This is a genomic window from Bacteroides luhongzhouii, from assembly GCF_009193295.2.
Lineage (GTDB): Bacteria > Bacteroidota > Bacteroidia > Bacteroidales > Bacteroidaceae > Bacteroides > Bacteroides luhongzhouii.
Genome location: NZ_CP059973.1, coordinates 4,497,685 through 4,518,434, shown reverse-complemented (window position 1 = coordinate 4,518,434; position 20,750 = coordinate 4,497,685). Strand labels below are relative to the sequence as shown.

Genomic DNA, 20,750 nt, shown 5'->3' with positions numbered 1-20,750 from the left:
AAAATAGTCTTACATTATTATATAAACTAATAATGACGATATATTTAGATTATAAGGTATACAAAATCCCCCTTCATTTTACTTGGTTCCTTTATAGGGGAAGAGTGTGATGAAGGGGGGATACTGATTTATGGTTCGTCTACAAATTCGTCTTCTATTCCGTCGATCGGTAGAATTTTCTGGCTTTCTTCGTGTGGCAACTGTTCCACTTGCCGCAGTTTGCGTTCGATGGCACGTGTTCGTTTTCCCATCACTTCTTCGAGTTGGTCGCCGGCACTTTGCAGGTTTTTTTGTACTTTCTCGAGTAATCCTCCGAATTTGCTGAATTCCGTTTTAACAGCTCCTAATACGGTCCAGACTTCTCCGGTACGTTTTTGGATAGCCAATGTACGGAATCCCATTTGAAGGCTATTGAGAATAGCTCCTAATGTTGTCGGTCCCGTAACTACAATTTTATATTCTTTCTGTAGCGTTTCAACAAGACTTGTACGACGAATTACTTCTGCATAAATACTTTCAAACGGTAAGAACATGATGGCAAAATCTGTGGTAAAAGGCGGATCTACATATTTTTCATGGATATCTTTTGCCATCTTCTTGATCGTATTCTCCAGTTGTTTGCCGGACGATTCCATCAATGCTGTGTCTCCTGCTTCGAACGCATCGTAATACTGCTCGTATACGTCTTTGGGAAATTTGGCGTCGATAGGGAGGTAGACAGTGCTGTTGGCATCGTCTTTTCCCGGAAGTTTAATGGCAAATTCTACAAACTCAGTTCCGCTCTTTTTCGTTTTTACGTTGGCGTCATACTGTTCAGGGCTCATCATCTGTTCTAAGAGTGCACCCAGTTGAACTTCACCGAATGTTCCCCTCATTTTCACATTGCTCAATACCTTTTTGAGTCCGCCGACATCTTGGGCCAGGGATTTCATTTCTCCCAGTCCTTTCTGTACGTTTTCAAGTTGCGAACGAACGATTTCGAATGATTGTCCGATGCGTTCATTCAGTGTCTTTTGCAGCTTTTCTTCCACCATCAGGCGCATGTCATCCAGTCGTTTCTCGGTGGATTTCAGTAATGTTTCCTGTTGGCGGGCCATTGTGTCAAATTTTTGTCGTTGCAATTCGCCGCTGGTCATCATATTCTTGTGCAGAACGTCTTGGAGCTGCTGCATATTCTGGTTCAGCGTTTGCGTCATTTCCATGCGGAGTTCCCGGATGCTGCGGTTCAGTTCTTCCCGGTTCTCCTGCATTTGTTGACGCAAGGCTATTTGTAGTTGTTCTGCTTGGGCTTGATTGTTGCCTTTGGTTAGTGATAATACAAGTAGGACTATCACTGATATGGCAATGACAATAAGTAGAATCAGTTCCATTAATACGTCAGAATTTCGTTTCCGGTTTCAGTAATCAGAATCATGTTTTCCCATTGGGCGGAAGGCAGTCCGTCGTCGGTGCAGACAGTCCATCCGTCGGCATCATCTACAAAGACTTCGTAGGTTCCCATGTTAATCATGGGTTCGATGGTAAAGGTCATTCCCGGTACGATCATCATGCCCGTACCCCGTCGGCCGAAATGCTCTACGTCCGGTTCTTCATGGAATTGCATGCCTACACCATGTCCGCAGAGATCACGAACTACGCTGAACCCGTTCTTTTCTGCATGTTCCTGGATGGCCGCACCTATATCACCCAGTTGTTTCCAGGGTTGTGCGGCGGCAATACCTATTTCCATACACTCTTTGGTGACTTGTACTAATCTTTGCATGTCAGGATTGACATCGCCAATCATAAACATACGGGATGCATCGGAGAAATATCCTTTATAAATGGTAGAAACGTCCACATTGATAATGTCTCCGCTTTTTAGAATCTCATTTTTATTAGGTATTCCATGGCACACAACTTCGTTGATGCTTGTGCAAACGCTTTTGGGAAATCCTTCGTAGTTGAGTGGGGCAGGGATAGCGCCGTGGCTGGTGGTGAAATCATATACCAATACATCAATCTCTTCAGTGGACATCCCTTCCCGGATATTTTCTGAAATGTAATCCAGCAGTGCCGTATTGATTTTTGCACTTTCCCGAATACCTTCCAGTTGTTCGGGAGTACGGAGTACTTTACGGGGAGGAAGTTTATAACCTTGTTTTCTGTATTTCTGTATTTTTGCTTCTACTTCTGCCGGATAATTAGAGGGGGTAAACCGGAATCCCTTGATAAAGTTCTTCATTATGATAGCATATTTAATCGTATGACAAAGGTACGAGAATAAATGGAAAATATGCTTTCTTGCTTTCTAAAACTTTTCGATCCTCAATTATCAATAGGATTTACCATTCGTATGAAACGCTGACTTGAGGTATCCATTCCCATCTTTTTCGTATAGCGTTATATTGGTATTGCATATTTCACATAATATGGGAATACTTCTCTTTTGTTTATGATAATTTTTTAGCTTTGAAAACCGGTTGTATCTTCTGAATTTCCGATTCAAAGCCAAACCAGTAGCCATGCCCTTCTTCATCGACAGGGAGGAAACATAGTCGTAGATTTTCGCGGTATGCACCGTATACTACTTCCCAACTTGCAGGAGGTAATTGTCTTTTGGTTCTTACTTTTTCTGCCGGAGCTTTTTTTAATGACATACCTGCTTCTATCCATGCAATACTGACTTGTGTCAGGTAGTCGGGATAATGATTCTTGCAGAAATCATAGAGGATTAATCCTCTCCTTTCCAGGCTAAGAGGAGTGTCGATGACATCTGTCCGGACCAAATGGTTGAGTAGGTCATGTATGAAATGTGGGTTCTCCAAAATTAGTATACGTGTGATGTTTCGCCAAGTGGGAGTGTTATAGAAACCGTCTAACAGGCGGGACAGATAATGTGCTGTTTGTAACTCATCTACCGTGATTTCACGAGTCTGGAGTACTTCGTATGGAGGAAGTGGAGAATACTGTATACCTAACTCGTCCGCTCTTCTTCGCATTTCGGTGCCCGGAAGTAATTTCAGGGATTCCAGTTGGATTTCTCCTGCGCCATACTCTGCTAAAGTACGGACATCGTCGAATATTTCTGAAAGATGGTAGAGTGGAAGTCCAGCTATCAAGTCGGCATGAGTTTCCATGTTTTCAAGTGAACATAGATAGTGGAGTCCGGCCAGGGCATCGGATAGTTTTCCTATTCTCCGGCTTTGTTCAAGCACGTTTTCCCGAAGACTTTGAATACCGGCTTCCAGATGTAGCAGACCTTTAGGCAGAGTGGCTAATTCCTGTTTTAATTCGTCAGAAAGTAGTGCCGGATGAATTTCCAGATGGAAACAAATATCCGGGTATTCGCAGAATAAATTTAGTAGGTCTTTTGCCCGTTTATTATTGTAATTGAAAGTACGGTCCAGTACTCGCACGTTTTTGATTCCGTGTTCGTGTATCACGTCGAGACGTTCTTTGATTGCTTCGAGAGATAGGGTACGAACCGGCTTTTCACCTCCACTGACACAAAAAGCACAGGTGTTAAAACATCCCCGGGTAGTTTCTAACTGCACAAATGGTTTGCTCCAATTGAAGAAACGGCTTTTTTCAGGAGGAACCAATTCTGAAAAGTTCATGACGCGGGCGAGCCCGTTGTCCTGATATTCTCCCGATTCATTCAGATAACAGAGTCCTGTGATTGATTTCCATCCCTTTCTTGGCTGATTCCACACTTTTAACCATAATGGAAATACTTCTTCGCCTTCTCCGCGAAACACTCCGCTTACAAATTTGTTCTTATATAAGAAAGCTTCATTATCTCCTAAAAATTCGGGACCTCCGAGTATAACACAGCAGTGAGGTAATAATGCTTTTGCACGTGAAACAATGTGCAGGAGTTGTTCATGATTGAATAGCCAATTGGTAGCTGCAATGATATTCGGTTGATGGCGGTAGATTTGATTGACGACACTGCCGGTGTTTTCATTGATCGTGGCGGAAACCGTACACCATTCAATGTCTGTATTATTTGCTATTTGGGCATGTAAGGCAGGTAATGCCAATGAAGAATGAGCGTACGAACTATTTAAATCGAGCCAAAGAAGTTTCATGCGGAAATTTTAATATTATCTTCGCAAAGGTACAAAAAACTTGCGGCTTGTGATGTATAGTAAATAAAAAACGCTAATTTTGTATTAATAAACGCAATAAACTAGAGAATTATGGAAATGATAAAGAGATATGCGGGTATCTTGATGATGCTGACTTTATTGGTTGGCTTTACTTCGTGCGAAAGTGAAGACGAGACAGAATTTAATCTGCCTGGTGAGTGGTATACGAATGAAGAAATTGATTTCGGGGCATATACTTGGGGAAGAGGTACGCTTATGACATTTAACGCAAGAAATCAAGGCACAATTGGTTCTGCCGGTGATCCGAATTACTTGGTTTTTGAGTGGAGATGGATTGATGAAGGATATAATTCAATGGAATTGTATTTTTATGGTGATGACACTTATGCCTATATTTGGGGTGCGGAAGCTACCGATAGAACCTTTAGTGGAACATGGTATAATAATTGGCGGGATTTTAGGGATAGAATAAATGGACAGCCATTCTATATGCGTCGTCAATAAAATAGTGATAAAGATTAAAAATAAAGCCAGAGTCATGGTTGATTCTGGCTTTATTTTTGAATGTAGGAATTTATCTTTTCAAAAACAACTTCTTAAATTCCGCCGGGTAAGGCGTCTCGAACTCCATCAAATCTCCCGTTACCGGATGATAAAAACAAAGTTTGAAAGCATGGAGTGCCAAGCGTCCGATAGGATTGGGAGAATCCTCTCTTCCATATCTTCCGTCGCCGATAATAGGATGGCCTAAATCCTGCATATGTACACGAATCTGATTCTTTCGGCCAGTTTCCAAATCGAGTTCCAACAGAGAATATCCGTTAGCGCGTTTGATTGTCTTATAGTGGGTAATAGATTTTGATCCACCGTCATCATATTCACTGGAACTTACGTAAAGCGTTTTATCAGTCAACCAGGAAACGACTGTATCATAATCTTTTTCCATACTTCCTTCCACCACAGCCACATACCGACGGTCGGTCACTATATCGTGCCAGTTGTCACGTAGAACCTGCTGCGTTTTTGCATCTTTGGCAAACATCATCAGACCGGAAGTATCTCTATCTAAGCGGTGAACGATAAACACACGGAATTGACGTCCGGAGCGTTGCACATATTCATTCAGTATCGTGTAGGCAGTGCGCTCTTTCTGACGCTCCGTGTTGACGGATAGAAGTCCTTGCATCTTTTCGACAACAATGATATAGGCGTCTTCATATACAATTTTCAGTAATCTGTTATTAAATTCTTTCTTTCCCTTTTGCTTGCTGATTTGCACTTTCATGCCCGGTTCAAGGGGAAAGTTGAATTGTGTGGTTATCACATTATCAACAAATACCACTCGCTTACTTAATAATGTTTTTAATTTCGTACGGCTTGCATCCGGCATCTTGGCAGCCAGGAACTCCATTAATTCCATGGGTTCTTTGACTGCATAATTGGTATATTGAGCACGTGCTTTTTCAGCAGGAGTTTTTCTCGGTCTTTTTTTCATTTCTTTTTTCTTTTGAGATTCTATTTTCACCACAGATTATCGAAGTTCCAGCAATACCACATTTTCTACGTGGTGAGTGTGAGGGAACATATCTACCGGTTGAACAGCCTTCACCTTATACTTCTCATCAAGTAATTGCAGATCCCGCGCTTGAGTAGCAGGATTACAGCTTACATATACAATCCGTTTCGGTTCAGCAAACAAAATGACGTCCACCACATCCTGGTGCATACCGGCACGGGGAGGGTCTGTGATGATTACGTCGGGGCGTCCATGCTGATTGATGAAATCCTGTGTCAGGATATCTTTCATGTCACCGGCATAAAAAATTGCATTCTTGATATTATTGATTTCTGCATTCACCTTTGCGTCTTCAATAGCTTCCGGTACGTATTCGATACCAATCACCTGACGGGCTTGGCGTGAAACGAAGTTGGCAATTGTTCCTGTTCCTGTATAGAGGTCATATACCAGTTCGTTCCCTGTTAATCCGGCAAATTCACGGGCTATTTTATATAAATTATAAGCCTGTTCCGAGTTAGTCTGATAGAATGATTTCGGGCCGACCTTGAAACGTAGTCCTTCCATTTCTTCAAAGATGTGATCTTTCCCTTTAAAGACGTACACATCCAAATCGTTGATGGTATCGTTGCACTTATTATTAATAATGTATAGAAGAGAAGTGATTTCGGGGAAAGAGTCCGCTATGAATTGGAGTAACTGCTTGAACAGTTCCATTTCGTGATCCTCCGTAATCTTACAAATAACAATCACCATCAGCTCTCCTGTGGAGGAGGTGCGTACAATCATATTCCGCAGCATGCCTTCCTGTGTACGCAGATTGATAAAAGAGTAATCGTGTTCGTAAGCGTAGTCACGTATTGCGTTCCGGATTCGGTTGGATATATCATCCTGCAACCAACATTTCTCAATAGCCAGCACTTTGTCGAACGCTCCCGGAATGTGGAAACCTACCGCATTCATCTGGTCATATTTCACGTCCTGACGAACTTCTTCGTTTGTCAACCAGCGTTTGTTTGAGAAGGTGAACTCCAGTTTGTTTCTGTAGAACTCCGTTTTGGCAGAACCGAGAATCGGAGAAATCTCGGGAAGTTCGATCTTTCCGATACGTCTCAAATTATCTTCCACTTGTTTTTGCTTATATCTGATCTGCTCTGAATAGGGGAGCACTTGCCACTTGCAGCCACCGCATACGCCATAATGTTGGCAGAAAGGAACAGCACGATTGGGCGACAGCTCGTGAAACTTCACCGCTTCAGCTTCGGCATATTTATTCTTTTTACGCTTGATTTGCAGGTCTACGACATCACCCGGCACTACATAGGGAACAAAAATCACCAGGTCGTTTACTTTTGCGATGGCTTTTCCTTCGGCAGCCACATCCATGATTGTTATCTTCTCCAATAAGGGAAGCTCTTTTTTCTTTCTTGCCACTTTTACACCAGTCTAATAATTACTTTGCAAAAGTAGGTATTTTTTTTGGAAAAAATTCGGGTATACAGAAATATTCCGGATTGTAATGTCGAAATTGCATTTTGATAGAAAGTTTTCTCGCAAAAAGTTTTCAAGTTTGCGAAATATCCTTAGATTTGCGAACAGAAAAAAGTCATAATGTAACTTTAAACACAATATTATGGATAAAAAAAGAGTTTATACCTTTGGTAATGGTCAGGCAGAAGGAAAGGCTGACATGAAGAATTTGCTCGGTGGTAAGGGAGCCAACCTTGCTGAAATGAATTTAATCGGAATTCCTGTCCCTCCCGGATTCACAATAACTACAGATGTTTGTACGGAATACAATACGTTAGGACGTGATAAAGTGGTTGAGTTGCTGAAAGATGAAGTTGTAAAAGCGATCACTCATGTGGAAGCGTTGATGAAATCTAAATTCGGTGACGTTGAAAATCCTTTGTTGGTGTCTGTACGTTCCGGTGCACGCGCATCTATGCCGGGTATGATGGATACGATCCTGAATCTCGGATTGAATGATGAAGTGGTGGAAGGTATTATCCGCAAGACGGGGAATGCACGTTTTGCATGGGACTCTTACCGTCGTTTCGTACAGATGTACGGTGATGTTGTGTTGGGCATGAAACCTACCAATAAAGATGATATCGACCCGTTCGAAGCAATTATCGAAGAGGTGAAGAAAGCGAAAGGGGTAGAACTGGATAACGAGTTGAAAGTGGAAGACTTGCAGGAACTCGTAAAGAAATTTAAAGCTGCCGTAAAGGAACAGACCGGAAAAGATTTCCCGACTGGTGCATACGAACAACTTTGGGGAGCTATCTGTGCTGTATTTGATTCATGGATGAATGAACGCGCTATCCTTTACCGTAAGATGGAAAGTATACCTGATGAATGGGGTACAGCTGTCAATGTACAGGCTATGGTGTTCGGTAATATGGGAGAAACCTCGGCTACAGGTGTTTGTTTCTCACGGGATGCCGGTACAGGTGAAGACCTTTTCAACGGTGAATACTTGATTAACGCACAAGGTGAAGACGTAGTGGCCGGTATCCGTACTCCGCAACAGATCACTAAGATCGGTTCTCAACGTTGGGCTGTATTGGCTGGCGTTACCGAAGATGTTCGTGCAGCGAAATTCCCTTCAATGGAAGAAGCAATGCCGGAAATCTATAAAGAACTGGATGCTCTCCAGACTAAACTGGAAAATCACTATAAGGATATGCAGGACATGGAGTTCACCGTACAGGAAGGTAAACTCTGGTTCCTCCAGACACGTAACGGTAAGCGTACAGGTGCTGCCATGGTGAAGATTGCTATGGATTTGCTCCGTCAGGGCATGATTGACGAAAAGACTGCTTTGATGCGCGTAGAACCGAATAAACTCGATGAACTGCTTCACCCTGTATTCGATAAGGATGCTTTGAAGAAAGCTAAAGTGTTGACCCGTGGTCTTCCGGCTTCTCCGGGTGCTGCAACCGGTCAGATTGTATTCTTCGCTGATGACGCTGCCGAATGGCATGCTGCCGGTAAACGTGTGGTGATGGTTCGTATCGAAACTTCTCCGGAAGACTTGGCCGGTATGGCAGTTGCCGAAGGTATTCTTACGGCTCGTGGCGGTATGACTTCTCACGCGGCTGTTGTGGCTCGTGGTATGGGTAAATGCTGTGTGTCGGGTGCGGGTGCATTGAACATTGATTATAAAAACCGTACGGTGGAGATTGACGGTGTGTTGCTGAAAGAAGGTGACTATATCTCTCTGAACGGAAGTACCGGTGTAGTATATAATGGTAAGGTAGAAACGAAAGCTGCGGAGCTTTCCGGTGATTTTGCCGAATTGATGACACTGGCTGATAAATATACTCGTTTGCAGGTACGTACCAATGCGGACACTCCTCATGATGCGGAAGTTGCACGTAACTTCGGTGCGGTAGGTATCGGCCTCTGCCGTACAGAACATATGTTCTTCGAAGGCGAAAAGATCAAAGCAATGCGTGAAATGATCCTGGCGGAAAATGCAGAAGGACGTCGGAAAGCATTGGCTAAGATTCTTCCATATCAACAAGAAGACTTCAAGGGTATCTTTAAAGCAATGGCTGGTTGCCCGGTAACCGTTCGTTTGCTCGATCCTCCTTTGCATGAGTTCGTTCCTCATGATTTGAAGGGACAGCAGGAAATGGCGGATACGATGGGTGTAAGCCTGCAATATATCCAGCAACGTGTAGAATCACTGTGTGAACATAATCCGATGTTAGGTCACCGTGGTTGCCGTTTAGGAAATACTTATCCTGAAATTACTCAAATGCAGACGCGTGCTATTTTGGGTGCTGCATTGGAACTAAAGAAAGAAGGAGTGGAAACTCATCCGGAAATCATGGTTCCGTTGACTGGTATCTTGTATGAATTCAAGGAACAGGAAAATGTGATTCGTTCGGAAGCTAAGAAATTGTTTGAGGAAGTGGGAGATAATATTGACTTCAAAGTAGGTACAATGATCGAAATCCCGCGTGCTGCTTTGACTGCCGACCGTATTGCTTCTTCTGCCGAGTTCTTCTCATTCGGTACAAATGACTTGACGCAGATGACCTTCGGTTATTCTCGTGATGATATAGCTTCTTTCCTTCCTGTTTATTTGGAAAAGAAGATTTTGAAAGTAGATCCGTTCCAGGTTCTCGACCAGAATGGTGTGGGACAGCTGGTACGTATGGCTACAGAAAAAGGCCGTGCTATCCGTCCGGACTTGAAATGTGGTATCTGTGGTGAACATGGTGGTGAGCCTTCTTCAGTGAAGTTCTGTCACCGGGTAGGTTTGAACTACGTTAGTTGTTCTCCATTTAGAGTACCGATTGCCAGACTGGCGGCGGCGCAAGCAGCTATAGAAGGGTAGTTGAATACACTGGTTAGGTACTTAACTATCTGATAAATAGACTGTAAATACTTGTGAAAGTATTTGCAGTCTATTTTATTTTAGATTATCATTGATTTTTAGTTGAGATTAATAGTATTTCTCAATTCCACCAAATCCTGTGATCTTTTTATTTTCTTTCGTTTTATTGATAAAGTTGTTTAATCGCTTTTCAAATTCTTCCGGGCGTTTCCTGGCTGCTTCAATGTATGCAATTCGGATACGTTTATATGCGTCGGAAAAATGTAGATAGTTTTCCCATATTGTCTTATCTTCTTTCAATCTGTCAATTATATCATGGGGAAAAATGAAAGGAGCAGACAATACATTTCGTATTTTATCCTCAAATTTAGGGTGTATCATCCTATTTTCCAATAACCACTTAAGTCTTTCTTTGTTGGCTTGCGAATAGGTACTTTTAGGGTTTCTAGGTGTGAAATGCTGAATTTTATGTTCTTTGTCGAGCGATTTTATCGTACTGTCAATCCACTCAAAACAAAGAGCTTCTTCAACAGCGTCGTTGTATGTGATACTTTTTTCGCCTGAAGACTTACTGGGAAATACAAACCAAACTTCATTGGCAGTCTCAAAGTTGTCATTCAACCACTTTCGCCAATCTTTTCTGTTCTCGAAATACTTTATTTCTATTGACATAACAAATCGTTTAAACTAACTGTTTTATTGCCTTTATTTTCATAATAACGAAGCATTTACACTATACAAGGTTAGTCAAACGCGTCTGTGTCTGATAGCTGAAAGGCTTACTACTCGTCAAAGATACTAAATCTTAAAGAAACAGTCCTCATTACTTCTTAAATCCTTCGGCTTATTATGGCAGGGCGACACTCACTACATGCAATCCATTTGAATAAGAATCGTATAGCTAGAATTTTGTGCTGCTATATAAGAGGTACAGAGCCTCTGTTAAACATTTATTTGGTGTTTATTGTAGAAAACTAACTAAATATTTGTTCATTCATAAAAACTGATTTACATTTGTACCTCAGAAATCAATCGACCGAATTGGGGTCTAACGTTTAATTTAAAAAACAAAAAAAATGAAAAAGGGTTTATTATTGGTAGTTGTGATGTTAGCAACTATCGCTGTAAAAGCACAAGACATTTACGTAGGCGGATCTTTGAACGTTTGGCGTAACAGCACAGGCAACACAACTTCTTTTAAAATTGCTCCGGAAATCGGATACAACTTTAATGAAACATGGGCGCTGGGTGCTGAATTAGCGTATGGACATGAGTATGCAAACAAAGTTTCTATGAATTCATTTGATTTTGCTCCGTATATCCGTTTCTCTTATTATGAAAGTGGTATTGTTCGTTTATTCTTAGATGGAACCGCTTCAATCGGTTTTGATAAAGTGAAGGATGGAGATACTTTTAAAAGAGGTCAAGTTGGTTTGAGACCGGGAATCGCAGTTAAACTGAATGACCATTTCTCTTTTATAGCTAAGTATGGTTTCTTGGGTTACCGGAGAAATATGGATTATGATGGGGATTATGCTCCTATTAAGCATTCATTCGGACTTAATCTTACTAGCGAAGACCTTTCAATTGGTTTCCACTACGCATTTTGATAAGAAGAAAAGTAATTCAACAAAATAGGAAAGGGAGTTCTCAAAAATAGGGAATTCCCTTTTTTTATGTATAAACTCTATAAATTACGCACTCGTTAACGAAAAAGTTGTTTAATACAAATTACAATTATACATTTGCATTGTTAAACAATGAGGTCAATAAAAACCTTTAGTATTAATTTAAAACTTTAAAATTATGAAGAAGAGTGTTTTGTTTGTTTTATTTGCGCTGATTTCAGTAGCAGGTTTTTCTCAAATTACAGGTTGGAATGCCAAAGTAGGTATGAACATCAGTAATTACACAGGAGATGCTGATATGAATGCTAAGATTGGTTTCAAACTTGGTGGAGGTTTTGAATATGCTTTTAATGATACATGGTCATTGCAGCCTTCATTATACCTGACTAGCAAAGGTGCCAAAAAAGATGAATTGACTATCAACGCTTATTATTTGGAATTACCGGTAATGGCTGCAGCTCGTTTTAATGTTGCAGACAATACTAATCTTGTGGTTAATGCAGGTCCTTATTTGGCATGTGGAATTGCAGGAAAATCGAAAATGGATATGGGTGATGTAGAGTATAAGGAAGATACGTTTGGTGACGATGCTTTGAAACGTTTTGATGTAGGTCTTGGTGTTGGAGTTGCATTGGAATTCGGTAAAATCATTGCAGGTTTGGAAGGCCAATTCGGTTTGGTTGACGTACAAAAAGTTGGTAATCCTAAAAATATGAACTTCTCTATTGTTGTAGGATATAAGTTCTGATAAGAAAACACTGAAAATATAGAAAGCCGTTGCAGAAGATAATTCGCAACGGCTTTTTTAATATTTCATGATTGGGAAAAGTGCCTTTCTTATTGGGTAAAATGAAAAGCATAGCCAGTTTTATTATCGGCTATTTATTAATCTGATAGCTTCTTCAGCTTTTTGAAATGTTCGATTACGGCTAAATAGTTTTGATCCTGACAGGCATCGAATCTATTCCAGAGATCTCCTAAAACGACAGCTCCTCCAAAACCGAAATCCTTAATTTCCAGTAAATTGTCTTCATTGATACCTCCCAATGCCATCACTTTCGAGTCGATAATCTTGGCTCTTTGTGCTTCGCGTAACTCTTCGGCAGTGTATGTTGAATAGTAATTCACTTTAGAGATACTGTCATAGATAGGACTCATGAAAACATAGTCGTAAAAGTGCTTTCTATTCTTTACCTCTTCCACTGAATGGCAGGAGCAACTGATATGACCATAATAATCATGCGGCTCTTTGGGGTTACGTGCATTCAGGTGAATTCCCATCAGATTGAATTCTTCTTTCAGATAAAAATGCTCATGTGTAACGATGCGACGGTGATATTTATCCGGAATAAGTGTCAATAGTCGTTCCGAATACATGGCCGGAGTCTCCGGCTTCCTAAGATGTAGGACATCCAGCCCCTCTTCGAAAAGAGCGGTAATAATCTTATCTTCTTCGACGAAGAAAGTAGGGGTGGTAACTACAATTAGTTTCATTTCTTTTGTTAAAATTGGATTGTCTAGCAAAGTTACTAATTAACTGTGTTAGAAACCAACCTTTATAGTGAAAATTTGTTAGATTGCAATGTCCGCAGGTCAATTGTCCATAGTTCGCCGGCTAAAACATCACCAAACCCACAGATTATTTTCAGTACTTCCGTAGCTTCAATGCTCCCTACAATGGCAGGAGTAACCCCCATCACTCCTTTGGGCGGAGGAGGTATCCGTTGCATTTCTTCTTCATCGGGATAAAGGTCCCGGTAGTTTTTCTTCTGATTTCCGTAGTTGAACACAGAAACCTGTCCTTCAAAACCGCAGATAGCACCATATACGTAGGGCTTTTTCTGTTCAATGCAAATGTCGTTAATCAGGTAACGGGTGGCAAAGTTGTCGCAGCCATCCACCACTATATCATATTCCTGAATGATATCATGCGCATTGTTTTTCGTCAGCCGGGCAGAGTAGGGGTGTATTTCGATTTCACTGTTAAGAGCGGAGAGTCGTTCCGCTGCACAGACTGCTTTCGGTCTACCTAATTCCTTTTCGGAATAGAGCACTTGTCGTTGCAGGTTACTGATGCTTACCAAGTCGTCATCTACCAACCCCAGGTATCCCACGCCTGCACCTGTCAGGTAGAGAGCGATGGGAGAGCCTAACCCTCCCACGCCTACAATAAGCACTTTGGCTTCCTGCAGTTTCTTCTGACCTTCTTCTCCGATTTCGGGAAGTATGATTTGTCTGTCGTATCGCATCTGTTTATCTTTTAAAATCAAAAGACTGGTCCCAATCTTTCCAGATCGGTTCACGACCTAGTTTTTTCAAATCACGTTCCACTTCAACCGCCTTTCGCTCATCACTTACATGAAATTGTTCCAGGGTTTGAGGATAACTGAAATATCCTCCCGGTTCAGTTTTACTTTCCGCACTCATTGTGGTTACGCCAAGTGTTGCCATGTGGTTTCGGATTTCTGCGCTCTCACGGGTGGAATAGGAGATATCTACATCGTGGTCGAAGATTCGCATGGCGAATGTGAGTTGGGCGAGTTCCCGGTCGTTCATGACCACATTCGGCTGGAATCCGCCGTTTTCAGACGGACGCATACGTGGGAAGTTTACGCTGTATTTTGTTTTCCAGTAATGCTTCTGTAAATAACGCAGATGATAAGCCATCATCGTTACATCGGTTCTCCATTCCTCCAGGCCGATCAGGACCCCCATGCCAATCTTGTGTACACCTGCCTGGCCCATGCGGTCGAAGCCATTTACCCGCCATTCGAATTTCGACTTCATGCCTCTCGGATGATACGTCTTGTAATTTGCTTTATGGTAAGTCTCCTGAAAACAGATCACTCCGTTCAGACCATGATTGGTCAGTTCTTTATATTCTTCCGCTTTAAGAGGCATTACTTCAATCTGCAGGTTGCTAAAGTAAGGTTTTGCCAAATCCAACGCCCGGGCAATGTATGGAACACCTGCTGCAGCCGGGTTTTCACCGGTCACAAGCAGTAGATTCTCAAAAGGAGCCAACCGTTTGATAGCTTTGTATTCATTGACAATCTCTTCCTCTGTCAGTATCGTTCTCTTCATCGGATTGCTGATGTGAAAACCACAATAGACACAGGAATTAGTACATGAATTAGTCAGGTAGAGCGGTACAAACATAGAGATTGTCTTACCGAACCGTTCCATTGTATATTTCTGACTAAGGCGTGCCATCACTTCCAGATAGGGAGTGGCGGCAGGTGAAATCAGCGCCATAAAGTCATTGACATCCAGATGTTCTTTTTTGCCTAACGCACGGCGTACGTCAGCATCTGTCTTGGAATAGATGGCTTTTGTCGTCTCTTCCCAGGATATTTTTTCTAATTCGTCTGAGAACATTTTATTCAATTATAAATTAAAAATTAGAAATGAGGTGCAGGTTGACCTTCTGTTTTCCAACACTCATTATTTATTGCCTTTGGCACTTTTCTTTAGATCGCGTGACAATTTCATCGCACAGAAATTAGGTCCGCACATCGTACAATATTCTCCGTCGATATGGTGTCCTGCACGGAAATAGGTCTGTGCCCGTTCCGGATCGAGAGACAGGTCGAATTGGTCTTTCCATCGGAACTCATAACGAGCTTTACTTAATGCGTTGTCCCGTACCTGTGCACCAGGGTGCCCTTTTGCCAAATCGGCAGCATGAGCAGCTATCTTGTAAGTGATTACTCCTACGCGTACGTCTTCTTTATCAGGTAAGGCAAGATGTTCTTTGGGAGTGACATAGCAAAGCATAGCCGTACCCAGCCATCCGATTTGTGCGGCACCGATAGCGGACGTGATATGGTCATATCCGGGAGCAATATCCGTCACCAACGGACCGAGCGTGTAGAAGGGGGCGTCATGGCATTTTTCAATCTGACGTTCCATGTTCTCTTTAATTTTATGCATCGGAACGTGTCCGGGGCCTTCAATAAATGCCTGAACATTCTTATCCCAGGCACGGAGTACCAGTTCTCCCATGGTATCGAGTTCGGCAAACTGCGCTTCATCGTTTGCGTCGTAGATAGAACCCGGGCGAAGTCCGTCACCTAATGACACAGCTACGTCATATTGTGCCAGAATATCACAGATATCGTCAAAATGATCATATAAGAAACTTTCCTGATCGTGTACGAGGCACCATTTACTCATAATACTTCCTCCACGGCTGACAATGCCGCACAAGCGATTATCGGCAAGATGGACATTATGACGGCGAATCCCTGCATGGATGGTAAAGTAATCTACCCCTTGTTCACATTGTTCAATCAATGTGTCCCGGTAGATTTCCCAGGTGAGGTCTTCCACTATGCCATTCACTTTTTCAAGTGCCTGATAAATAGGAACAGTGCCGACCGGTACGGGACAATTACGGATAATCCATTCACGTGTTTCATGGATGTTTTCTCCTGTGGAAAGATCCATCAACGTGTCTCCACCCCATTTACAGCTCCATAGTGCTTTCTCCACTTCTTCGTCGATGCTGGAGGTAGTAGCCGAATTTCCGATGTTCGTATTGATTTTTACAAGGAAGTTACGTCCGATAATCATCGGTTCAGCTTCCGGGTGGTTGATGTTGGCCGGTAGTACAGCACGTCCCTCCGCAATCTCCTGACGGACAAATTCGGGGGTAATGTGAGTTTTAATTCCCAGTTCCTCACAATTCATATTTTCGCGGATCGCTACATATTCCATTTCAGGAGTGATAATTCCTTTTTTGGCATACGCCATTTGGGTGATTGCTTCTCCTTTTTTAGCACGGTAGGGCAGGGCGATGTGTTCGAAACGTAAGTGATCGAGGCTTTTATCATCCCTTCTCATTTGTCCGTATTCCGAAGTAATTTCGGGAAGTTGTTCCACATCACCACGACCCACGATCCATTCTTCGCGCATGCGGGGCAGTCCCTTTTTGAGGTCAATGTTCATTTCCGCATCACTGAACGGTCCGCTGGTGTCATATACATATATTTCCGGATTCGGTGTTGCTATCTTTTCTTCGCCTTCAAAGCTGACACTGGGCACTTGCTCCACTTTCCGCATGGCAACGCGGATATTCGGATAAAGTTTACCGGGTAAATAGACTTTCTGCGAGCGGGGGAATTTTATTTTTTGTTCCATAGTTTATTTGTTTTAATCAAGAAAAGCCGTTAGAGGTGAACTTGCTTCTGCTACGAAGTCGATGGCTTGTAATCCTAATCCTGCTTCGTAAGCCTGTCTTCCGGCTTCTGTAGCCGTTTTGAATGCTTTAGCCATTTCTACCGGATTTCCGGCAACGGCTATTGCGGTATTCACTAATACAGCGGAAGCTCCCAGTTCCATTGCTTCGGCAGCATGGCTGGGCGCACCGATACCGGCATCCACTACCACCGGGATACCCGCCTGTTCGATAATGATTTGCAGGAATTCTTTTGTCTGCAATCCTTTGTTTGTACCGATGGGTGCACCGAGCGGCATAACGGTAGCTGCGCCTGCTTCTTCCAGACGTTTGCAGAGTACAGGGTCAGCCTGGCAATAAGGTAACACGATAAAGCCTAATTTTACCAGTTCTTCCGTAGCTTTCAGTGTTTCGATAGAGTCGGGGAGCAGATAGCGCGGGTCCGGATGAATTTCCAGTTTCAGCCAGTTTGTTCCAAAAGCTTCGCGAGCCAGTTGTGCGGCAAAAACTGCTTCTTCCGCGTTACGTACACCGGAGGTGTTGGGCAATAACTGAATATTCGGATGAATGATATGTTTCAGCATGTCGTCCTCTTTGTTATCCATGTCGATTCGTTTCATGGCAACAGTTACCATTTCCGTACCCGAAGCCAGGATAGCTTGTTCCATTACTTCATTGGAATTGAATTTTCCTGTTCCCAGGAAAAGACGGGAGCTAAATTCGCGTCCCGCAATTACTAACTTTTCCATTCTATATATTTTAGTTGATTATTTAAATGCTAATTTAGGGGCGTAGCGCCCCGGCAAGGTTTCCCTGCGGGATATTGTCATTTTAGGCACGGATTACACGGATTTCACGGTTTTAGAAATATGATTGCATAAAGCAACAGCGTAATCCGTGCCTAAAAAATCCCATTTATTATTTGACAAATTATAAATCACTTTCAATGATTCTACGTGTTTCTTCTACCGGATTATCTGCTCCGAGAATAGTTCCTGACAGGGCTATTCCATTTACTCCTGTATGAAGTATGGCAGGAATATCCTCAAAAGTGATTCCTCCGATAGCTACAACGGGGATTTCGATATTCGCTTCCTTCATCTGTGAAAGAATAGAAGAATATCCCTCCAAACCCAGTACGGGGCTTAGATTCTTTTTAGTGGTAGTAAACCGGAAAGGACCGATGCCGAGATAATCGGCTCCGGCACGATAGTGTTGTACGACATCTTCGAAAGTGTTTGCAGTGCCACCGATAATAAAGGCTTCACCAAGTATTTGGCGGGCCTGGTCGATAGGCATGTCCTTTTTACCCAGATGTACACCGTCCACTTCCAGCTTTTGGGCCAGTTCGACGTGGTCATCCAGAATCAGGATTGCTTCGTGCTCTTTGCAAAGCGGCTTCAGTTGCAGGGCTACTGCCTCCACTTCTTCGAGAGGAGCGTCTTTCATACGTAGCTGGATCCATTTGCACCCGCCTTCGAGTGCCATACGTGCCGATTCGAGGTATGAATACCGTTCGGTCTGATGCGTGATAAATTGTAGACTAATCATCTCCTTACCCTCCGCAAGCGGCTTTGATAATCACCAGGTTATCGTTCTCGTGCAGAATGAAACGTTCCCATTCGGTACGGGGAATCATTTTGTTGTTTACGGCGATAGCAATGCCTTGAACCGGAAGTTCGAGCTGTGCTGTCAGTTGCGTAAGGGTAGAGTCAGGAGTCATTTCCACCTCTTTGTTGTTCACTTGTACTTTCATTGTCCTATCAGAATAAATAAGTTGAAAGTAAATACAAAGAGCGTGCTTAAATAGAAAGGCGATAAGAAGAAACACAATCCCTACGTCAGTGCTAACTGCCTCAGGTTCCTAGGGTATAATCTCAGCCCCTCGTGGGGCACCCCTTTGTCTTTACGGGGGCAAAGTAAGCGAAAAAGAAACAGAAAAACACTAAATCAGTCGTTTTTTTTTCATTTTTCTGTTGATTCCTGTTTTTTGATGGGATGAGAAAAGATAAATCGGGCGCCATTTTTGTAGCTCTTGTCAATCCATATATCACCTCCCATATATTGGATGGTCAGTTTACAGATAGCCAGTCCCAACCCTGTGCCCTGCACGAATTCATTCAGCTTTTCGAAACGTTGGAATACGAGTTCCTGTTTATCTTCGGGGATTCCCGTGCCGGTATCTGTCACCGAGAACAGCATACATTGCTTTTCTTCGTCCACTTTATAATCCAGCGTGATACTTCCTCCGGCAGGAGTGAATTTCAAGGCATTATTCAGCAGGTTGATGATAATCTGTTGCAGACGCAAAGGGTCCGTGTAGAGCATGTAAGGCTCTTTAGGCATTTGGAGTTTGATGTCTACATCCACTGTCTTGTTCCGGTTGGTGAGGGTAATCATATTCTGGCAATGCTTCACTAGCTCACACCATCCATAGTTGAATTGCAGCTTTCCTGATTCCAGGCGTGATATATCCAGTACATCGCTAATCAGTTGGAGCAATAAACTGGAATTAGTCTGGACGATATCCGCGTATTCTTTCAGTTCATTATTCTGCTCTACCGAACCGATAATCAAGCTGGAGAAACCTACAATCGCGTTTAACGGTGTCCGAATCTCGTGGCTCATATTCGAGACAAAGGCACTTTTTAATTGATTGGCTTCTTCGGCGCGCTCTTTGGCGTCACGTAATTCAATTTCAGACTTTTCCAGTTTCTCTTTATCTTCCCTTAATTGTTGCGTGGTTCTTTCAAGGTGATTTTTCAGTATTTTAGTCCGGTAATAATAGTACAGGGAAATCATCAGACTTCCTACTAATACGAGGAATATAATCAGGATAAACTGCACTTCTGTCTTATAAGCTACAAAGAAGGGGATGGGTTGATTGATAACCATTGAGTTGACAGGCAACTTCTTGTTTTCAAATCCCCATTCTTTTAGTTTCTTCGCGTCAAATTTATATCTGTTGGGTAAGACATTGATGCTGCTGATACCCGTTTCCTTCTGGTCTAAAAAGCGGTAAGCATATTCTCCCATGCTTTTTCCCACTCCTTCATATTGCGGGACATATCCCCCGATGGCCCAATAACCTATTGCAGTGGAAGTCATACTGAACATAGGCAGGAGCGGATTGGCTTTGGAAAAAGCATAAACGGAGTTGTTCATGTAAGTGATACCCCGGCTGTCAATTCTCCAGATACCCAGAAGCATTGCTGTGTTTCTGGGAAGATTGCGCAATTGATTGGTAGCCATATCGAGTGTGTGGATGCGGCCGTCAATGTAGGTGATGGATAAGTGCGGGAAATGTTGCAGGTTTTTCTTGAACCATGCCAATTCGGCAAGTCCGTTGTAGGTATTATCCGATACAAATACCAGGTGCTCTGTGTCCGGGTAGAAATCCTGTATCATTTCGATATCTTTGCTGATATTATATTCGTATGTATCACAGTATTTTACGTTGTACTCCTTCATTCGTTCCGTTAAGTCGATACTTACAGGATTATAGTTCCGGATATCGATTGAATCTTCCGGAATACGGATGCCGTTGCGTGATGCCATTGCGCAGAAAACAGGAAGCTGCTTATATTTCTCATCTTCAAGATGAAGGAAACTGCTCCATGCCTCACCACCCAAAAGGATCACTAATTTAGCTTTCGGATGTTTGTCCAAAATATCGGTTAATGTTTTTTTCCATTGGTGCGCCTGCGTCAAATCTGTCGCATTCATGTTTTCTACAATAGTCGAGTATCTTCCTCCCAACTGGGTGTAGGTTTCTATAAATGTGCTGATATTATCGTAGGTATATTTAGTGTCAGAATTGTATGAGGTAATGAACAGGATCTCTTCCTCTGGTTCTTCTGTAGCGGCAGCGTTGCAGAAAAGGGGGAAGAAAAGGAGAACGGCAATGGAGACAATAAATCGTATCTCTTCTCTTTTATATAGTACCATAATTGTTTGTTATGCTAGTTTATGAGTTGCA

Annotated in this window: 18 protein-coding genes, 1 pseudogene and 1 riboswitch; of the genes and pseudogenes, 4 read left to right on the top strand and 15 right to left on the bottom strand. The window is 42.5% G+C overall.

Annotated elements, in window-relative coordinates:
* Positions 1–128 precede the first annotated feature (128 nt).
* The 4 genes and pseudogenes from GD631_RS17030 to GD631_RS17020 all read right to left on the bottom strand — a co-directional run bounded on the left by GD631_RS17030 (position 129) and on the right by GD631_RS17020 (position 4,073).
* Positions 129–1,370 carry a DNA recombination protein RmuC gene (locus GD631_RS17030; RefSeq protein WP_143258720.1) on the bottom strand — a complete coding sequence of 414 codons (1,242 nt, stop codon included), beginning with the start codon at positions 1,368–1,370 and terminating at the stop codon, positions 129–131.
* Positions 1,370–2,224 carry a type I methionyl aminopeptidase gene (gene map, locus GD631_RS17025; protein WP_143258719.1) on the bottom strand — a complete coding sequence of 285 codons (855 nt, stop codon included), beginning with the start codon at positions 2,222–2,224 and terminating at the stop codon, positions 1,370–1,372. The genes GD631_RS17030 and map overlap by 1 nt, the downstream gene beginning before the upstream one ends.
* Positions 2,225–2,324: 100 nt before the next feature.
* Positions 2,325–2,399, bottom strand: a pseudogene (locus GD631_RS22220) (DUF4858 domain-containing protein); the annotation flags it as partial.
* Positions 2,400–2,432: 33 nt separating this feature from the next.
* Complete coding sequence (locus GD631_RS17020) at positions 2,433–4,073, bottom strand: B12-binding domain-containing radical SAM protein (protein ID WP_143258718.1); 1,641 nt, start codon at positions 4,071–4,073, stop codon at positions 2,433–2,435.
* A 111-nt stretch (positions 4,074–4,184) separates the two neighbouring features.
* Here GD631_RS17020 and GD631_RS17015 point away from each other — a divergent pair, with 111 nt between their 5' ends.
* Entirely contained in the window at positions 4,185–4,598 is a 414-nt protein-coding gene (locus GD631_RS17015) for a hypothetical protein (RefSeq protein ID WP_143258717.1), read from the top strand.
* A gap of 70 nt (positions 4,599–4,668) precedes the next feature.
* Here GD631_RS17015 and GD631_RS17010 read toward each other — a convergent pair whose 3' ends face one another.
* The gene (locus GD631_RS17010) at positions 4,669–5,589 is read right to left on the bottom strand and encodes an RluA family pseudouridine synthase (RefSeq protein ID WP_143258716.1); all 921 of its coding nucleotides are present in this window, start codon (positions 5,587–5,589) and stop codon (positions 4,669–4,671) included.
* 36 nt (positions 5,590–5,625) lie between these two features.
* Positions 5,626–6,990, bottom strand: a complete 1,365-nt coding sequence (rlmD, locus tag GD631_RS17005) for a 23S rRNA (uracil(1939)-C(5))-methyltransferase RlmD (RefSeq protein WP_143258771.1) — start codon at positions 6,988–6,990, stop codon at positions 5,626–5,628.
* A gap of 253 nt (positions 6,991–7,243) precedes the next feature.
* Here rlmD and ppdK point away from each other — a divergent pair, with 253 nt between their 5' ends.
* Positions 7,244–9,964 carry a pyruvate, phosphate dikinase gene (gene ppdK, locus GD631_RS17000; RefSeq protein WP_143258715.1) on the top strand — a complete coding sequence of 907 codons (2,721 nt, stop codon included), beginning with the start codon at positions 7,244–7,246 and terminating at the stop codon, positions 9,962–9,964.
* Positions 9,965–10,072: 108 nt separating this feature from the next.
* On the opposite strand, the gene GD631_RS16995 is transcribed toward ppdK, so the two are convergent.
* Positions 10,073–10,636, bottom strand: coding sequence for a YdeI/OmpD-associated family protein (locus tag GD631_RS16995; RefSeq protein WP_143258714.1), 564 nt, complete (start codon positions 10,634–10,636; stop codon positions 10,073–10,075).
* A 404-nt stretch (positions 10,637–11,040) separates the two neighbouring features.
* Between GD631_RS16995 and GD631_RS16990 the strand changes: the two genes are divergently transcribed.
* Positions 11,041–11,574: an outer membrane beta-barrel protein gene (locus GD631_RS16990; RefSeq protein WP_143258713.1), complete on the top strand. Its 534-nt coding sequence runs from the start codon at positions 11,041–11,043 to the stop codon at positions 11,572–11,574.
* Between the two features lie 196 nt (positions 11,575–11,770).
* A complete protein-coding gene (locus GD631_RS16985; protein ID WP_143258712.1) occupies positions 11,771–12,340 on the top strand; it encodes a porin family protein in 570 nt (189 codons plus the stop codon).
* Positions 12,341–12,477: 137 nt separating this feature from the next.
* Here the strand turns inward: GD631_RS16985 and GD631_RS16980 are convergent, their stop codons facing one another.
* The 8 genes from GD631_RS16980 to GD631_RS16945 all read right to left on the bottom strand — a co-directional run bounded on the left by GD631_RS16980 (position 12,478) and on the right by GD631_RS16945 (position 20,719).
* A complete protein-coding gene (locus tag GD631_RS16980; RefSeq protein ID WP_004313169.1) occupies positions 12,478–13,086 on the bottom strand; it encodes a thiamine phosphate synthase in 609 nt (202 codons plus the stop codon).
* A 62-nt stretch (positions 13,087–13,148) separates the two neighbouring features.
* Positions 13,149–13,841 (bottom strand): HesA/MoeB/ThiF family protein, encoded by a 693-nt coding sequence (locus GD631_RS16975; protein ID WP_143258711.1) that lies wholly within the window; start codon positions 13,839–13,841, stop codon positions 13,149–13,151.
* Between the two features lie 4 nt (positions 13,842–13,845).
* A complete protein-coding gene (thiH, locus tag GD631_RS16970; RefSeq protein ID WP_143258710.1) occupies positions 13,846–14,970 on the bottom strand; it encodes a 2-iminoacetate synthase ThiH in 1,125 nt (374 codons plus the stop codon).
* Positions 14,971–15,036: 66 nt separating this feature from the next.
* On the bottom strand, positions 15,037–16,734 hold the full coding sequence (gene thiC, locus GD631_RS16965; protein WP_143258709.1) for a phosphomethylpyrimidine synthase ThiC: 1,698 nt from the start codon (positions 16,732–16,734) through the stop codon (positions 15,037–15,039).
* Between the two features lie 12 nt (positions 16,735–16,746).
* The gene (locus GD631_RS16960) at positions 16,747–17,520 is read right to left on the bottom strand and encodes a thiazole synthase (protein WP_143258708.1); all 774 of its coding nucleotides are present in this window, start codon (positions 17,518–17,520) and stop codon (positions 16,747–16,749) included.
* Positions 17,521–17,701: 181 nt separating this feature from the next.
* Positions 17,702–18,322, bottom strand: coding sequence for a thiamine phosphate synthase (locus GD631_RS16955; RefSeq protein WP_143258707.1), 621 nt, complete (start codon positions 18,320–18,322; stop codon positions 17,702–17,704).
* A 4-nt stretch (positions 18,323–18,326) separates the two neighbouring features.
* Positions 18,327–18,527, bottom strand: coding sequence for a sulfur carrier protein ThiS (gene thiS / locus GD631_RS16950; protein ID WP_143258706.1), 201 nt, complete (start codon positions 18,525–18,527; stop codon positions 18,327–18,329).
* A gap of 60 nt (positions 18,528–18,587) precedes the next feature.
* Positions 18,588–18,681, bottom strand: a riboswitch (TPP riboswitch).
* 55 nt (positions 18,682–18,736) lie between these two features.
* Complete coding sequence (locus GD631_RS16945) at positions 18,737–20,719, bottom strand: sensor histidine kinase (RefSeq protein WP_143258705.1); 1,983 nt, start codon at positions 20,717–20,719, stop codon at positions 18,737–18,739.
* Positions 20,720–20,750: the final 31 nt, after the last annotated feature.

Coding starts and splice junctions, on each gene's coding strand:
- GD631_RS17030 (WP_143258720.1), bottom strand. CDS start 1,370: ATGGAACTGATTCTACTTATTGTCATTGCCATATCAGTGATAGTCCTA.
- map (WP_143258719.1), bottom strand. CDS start 2,224: ATGAAGAACTTTATCAAGGGATTCCGGTTTACCCCCTCTAATTATCCG.
- GD631_RS17020 (WP_143258718.1), bottom strand. CDS start 4,073: ATGAAACTTCTTTGGCTCGATTTAAATAGTTCGTACGCTCATTCTTCA.
- GD631_RS17015 (WP_143258717.1), top strand. CDS start 4,185: ATGGAAATGATAAAGAGATATGCGGGTATCTTGATGATGCTGACTTTA.
- GD631_RS17010 (WP_143258716.1), bottom strand. CDS start 5,589: ATGAAAAAAAGACCGAGAAAAACTCCTGCTGAAAAAGCACGTGCTCAA.
- ppdK (WP_143258715.1), top strand. CDS start 7,244: ATGGATAAAAAAAGAGTTTATACCTTTGGTAATGGTCAGGCAGAAGGA.
- GD631_RS16995 (WP_143258714.1), bottom strand. CDS start 10,636: ATGTCAATAGAAATAAAGTATTTCGAGAACAGAAAAGATTGGCGAAAG.
- GD631_RS16990 (WP_143258713.1), top strand. CDS start 11,041: ATGAAAAAGGGTTTATTATTGGTAGTTGTGATGTTAGCAACTATCGCT.
- GD631_RS16985 (WP_143258712.1), top strand. CDS start 11,771: ATGAAGAAGAGTGTTTTGTTTGTTTTATTTGCGCTGATTTCAGTAGCA.
- GD631_RS16980 (WP_004313169.1), bottom strand. CDS start 13,086: ATGAAACTAATTGTAGTTACCACCCCTACTTTCTTCGTCGAAGAAGAT.
- GD631_RS16975 (WP_143258711.1), bottom strand. CDS start 13,841: ATGCGATACGACAGACAAATCATACTTCCCGAAATCGGAGAAGAAGGT.
- thiH (WP_143258710.1), bottom strand. CDS start 14,970: ATGTTCTCAGACGAATTAGAAAAAATATCCTGGGAAGAGACGACAAAA.
- thiC (WP_143258709.1), bottom strand. CDS start 16,734: ATGGAACAAAAAATAAAATTCCCCCGCTCGCAGAAAGTCTATTTACCC.
- GD631_RS16960 (WP_143258708.1), bottom strand. CDS start 17,520: ATGGAAAAGTTAGTAATTGCGGGACGCGAATTTAGCTCCCGTCTTTTC.
- GD631_RS16955 (WP_143258707.1), bottom strand. CDS start 18,322: ATGATTAGTCTACAATTTATCACGCATCAGACCGAACGGTATTCATAC.
- thiS (WP_143258706.1), bottom strand. CDS start 18,527: ATGAAAGTACAAGTGAACAACAAAGAGGTGGAAATGACTCCTGACTCT.
- GD631_RS16945 (WP_143258705.1), bottom strand. CDS start 20,719: ATGGTACTATATAAAAGAGAAGAGATACGATTTATTGTCTCCATTGCC.